Source organism: Bradyrhizobium australafricanum (assembly GCF_020329495.1).
Classification (GTDB): Bacteria; Pseudomonadota; Alphaproteobacteria; order Rhizobiales; family Xanthobacteraceae; genus Bradyrhizobium; species Bradyrhizobium australafricanum.
Genome location: NZ_JAGKJL010000157.1, coordinates 1 through 2,763, shown reverse-complemented (window position 1 = coordinate 2,763; position 2,763 = coordinate 1). Strand labels below are relative to the sequence as shown.

General features: G+C 65.4%; 3 protein-coding genes. 2 read left to right on the top strand and 1 reads right to left on the bottom strand.

The genetic code is table 11. From position 1 onward, the window contains the following. Nucleotides 1-146: 146 nt before the first annotated feature. A complete protein-coding gene (locus J6525_RS46195; protein WP_225649582.1) occupies nt 147-1,295 on the bottom strand; it encodes an HlyD family secretion protein in 1,149 nt (382 codons plus the stop codon). A 143-nt stretch (nt 1,296-1,438) separates the two neighbouring features. Here J6525_RS46195 and J6525_RS46190 point away from each other — a divergent pair, with 143 nt between their 5' ends. Then, entirely contained in the window at nt 1,439-2,350 is a 912-nt protein-coding gene (locus J6525_RS46190) for a LysR family transcriptional regulator (protein ID WP_057015472.1), read from the top strand. 202 nt (nt 2,351-2,552) lie between these two features. Then, a partial coding sequence (locus tag J6525_RS46185; RefSeq protein ID WP_225642946.1) for a transposase occupies nt 2,553-2,763 on the top strand: 211 nt, incomplete at its 3' end.

The window sequence follows — 2,763 nt, the reverse complement described above, 5'->3', positions numbered from 1 at the left end:
CTAGCGGGGGAGGGTGGGGTGGGGGCTCTCTCCGCGAGTCGTGTCGTGGAGAGAGCCCCCACCCGCCGCGCGCTACGCGCACGTCGGCCTCCCCCGCAGGCGGGAGAGGCGAAGAAAGTTCGCACTCTTATCGTTGACCGTAGTCTCTATCCGCCGTTCGCCCGCGTCGCCGATGCCAGCCGCCGCTTCTCCTCGCGCTCGGCCAGCACCGTCGCCTTGGTGTTGACGGTCGGGATCGCCGACATGCCCGGGCGCAAGAGGCCGGTGAGGCTGTGATCGTCGAGCACGATCTTCACCGGCACGCGCTGCACGATCTTGGTGAAATTGCCGGTGGCGTTGTCGGGCGGCAGCAGCGCGAATTCGAGGCCGCTGGCCGGCGATAGGCTGTCGACATGGCCCTTCAGCGTGGTGCCGCGAAAACTGTCGACCGTGAGCTCGACCGGCTGGCCGTTGCGCACATGGGTCAGCTGCGTCTCCTTGAAATTGGCGACCACATAGACCGCGTCCAGCGGCACCACCGCCATCAGCTGGGTGCCGGCCTGCACATATTGCCCGACGCGCAGCGTGCGGGCGCCGACCGTGCCGTCGACCGGCGCGGTGATCCGGGCGTAGGACAGGTTGAGCTCGGCCTGCTGCTCGACCGCGCGAGCACGGTCCACCTGCGCTGCGGCCTGGGCGCGCTGCGTGGTCAGCACGTCGACCTTGCGCTGGGCCGCCGACAGCGCCGACTTCGCGTGCTGCAATTGCGCGGTGTTGGCGCGCAGCGCCGCGTCGGTCTGTTGCGCGCGCTGAATGGTCCCGGAGCCGGACTTCATCAGCCCGTCGTAGCGGGTCTGCTCTTCCTGCGCGAATTTCAGGTTGGCCTCGGCGGCGGTGACGTCGGCCGTGCTCTGGTCGATGATCGGCTGCTGCAACTCGAGCTGGGCATCGAGGTTGCGCACCGAGGCTGTGGCGGCGTCGACATCCGCCTTGGCCTGGCCGAGCGCGGTGCGGTAATCGCGGTCGTCGATCTCGGCCAGCAACTGGCCGGCCTTCACCGGCTGGTTGTCGGTGACCAGTACTTTGGCGATGTAGCCCGAGACCTTCGGGGCGATGATCGTGGAGTCCGCCTTCACGTAGGCGTCGTCAGTGGTTTCGAGGTAGCGGCCGGTGGTGACGTAGTCGTAGCCAAAGTCGGCTGCCACGGCGACGCCGATGATCGCGGCGAGCCCGAGCGCCACCCGCTTGACCGCTTTCCGCGATGGGCGGAGGCCGATTTTTGTTGCTTGTTCAGGGACATAAGTAGTGGTCGACATGGCATCCTCCGGGTCGAACATTCGCGTCCTTCCAGCAAGGGCGCCCAGTACGCCCCCATAGATGCAATGTCCTCCCCGCTGTGATAATCCCGATAAAACTGGAAGCATTATCAAGCCAGCGCCGATAATCCGGACCTTGCCGCATGGATCGCCTGACCAGCCTGACCGCCTTCGTCCGGGTCGTGGACACCGGCGGCTTTTCCGCGGCCGGCCGCAAGCTCAACATGTCCACCACCATGGTGAGCAACCACGTGCAGTCGCTGGAGGACCGGCTCGGCGCCCGGCTGCTCAACCGCACCACGCGCAAGGTCAGTCTCACCGAAGTCGGCCAGGCCTATTACGACCGCTGCGTCCAGATCCTCGCCGACATCGAGCAGGCCGACGACATCGCGGGCGCCCAGCAATCGGTGCCGCGCGGCACGCTGCGCATCTTCACCAACACCCATCTCGTCCAGTTCCTGTCGCCCGCGGTGGCCGAGTTCCTCGCGACCTATCCCGAGGTCAAGGTCGATCTCACGATCGGCGAGCGCAATGCCGATCTGATCGACGAGAATTACGATCTCGCCGTGCGCATGGTGCCGCCGCCGGACTCCAGCCTGATCGTGCGCACCATCGCGACCTGGCGCCACGTGCTGTGCTGCTCGCACGGCTATATCGAACAGCACGGCAAGCCAACGCTGCTGGCCGATCTCTCCGCACGCAACTGCATGCGCCACGCTAACTATCCCTATGGCGACGAGTGGCGCTTCGCCGACCGCAAGGGAACGCCGGCTGCGGTGCGCGTCTCCGGAAATCTGATCTCCAACAGCGGCGAAACCCTGAAGCTCGCGGCGCTGGCTGGCGTCGGCGTCTTCCTCGCGGCCGGCTTCCTGGTCCGCGACGAGCTGGAGTCGGGACAACTGGTCCGTCTGCTGCCCGAATACCGGCCGGTCGAGCTCACCATGAATGCTGTCTATCCGCACCGCCATCATCTCTCGGCGAAGGTCCGCACCTTCATCGACCTGCTGGTCCATCACGCCACCGAGCAGCAGAAGCTGATCAATCCGTATTCGTGATGCGGCGGTGTACGCCTTACTCCATCCCCGTCATCCTGAGGCGCGAGCGGAGCGAGCCTCGAAGGATGAATCGGCCAGAGATGGGGCCATGCATCCTTCGAGACGCCGCTACGCGGCTCCTCAGAGCCTGACTGAAAAATGGGTGAGTGATCTCAGTGGGGTGTGATTCCATCGGATTTGCAAAGATTCGAGGGAGAGCACGATGCCCTGGACCAAGATCACTCGGGAGCAATATCGGCGGGACGATCTGCGTTATGCAAGCGATATGACCGATGCGGAGTGGGCGCTGATCAGACGCCTGTTGCCGCGAGCGAACCGGCGCGGCCGGCCGCGTAAGACGGAGCTGCGTCGTGTGATCGAAGCGATCCTCTATATCGTTTCGACCGGCTGCCAGTGGCGGGCGTTGCCGCAGG